This window comes from Paracoccus sp. S4493 (assembly GCF_000967735.1).
Taxonomy (GTDB): Bacteria; Pseudomonadota; Alphaproteobacteria; order Rhodobacterales; family Rhodobacteraceae; genus Paracoccus; species Paracoccus marcusii.
On record NZ_JXYF01000422.1, the window covers coordinates 1 to 295 of the forward strand.

The following is a 295-nucleotide window of genomic DNA, read 5'->3' on the forward strand; positions in this document are numbered from 1 at the left end:
GCGGATTGGCGGAAATTGTCGGACCCGGCCTTCATCACCAGGCGATGGATGCCCACCACCTGCGGCCTGCGCGCCAGGATGGCGTCGGCGATCACGTCCTTGCGGGTCCGGTTCGCCTCGACCACCGCGGCGATCAGGTTCTGGGGCACGTCGTTGTAGTTCGCCAGCAGCTGCTTGCTGTCCTTGGGCAGGCAGTAGCCGCCATAGCCGAAGGACGGGTTGTTGTAATGGGCGCCGATGCGCGGATCCAGCCCGACACCCTGGATGATCTGGCGGCTGTCCAGGCCAAGCGACA

Annotated in this window: 1 pseudogene; it reads right to left on the minus strand. The window is 65.8% G+C overall.

Annotated elements, in window-relative coordinates:
• Window positions 1-295, minus strand: a pseudogene (locus TW83_RS18205) (UDP-glucose 6-dehydrogenase); the annotation flags it as partial.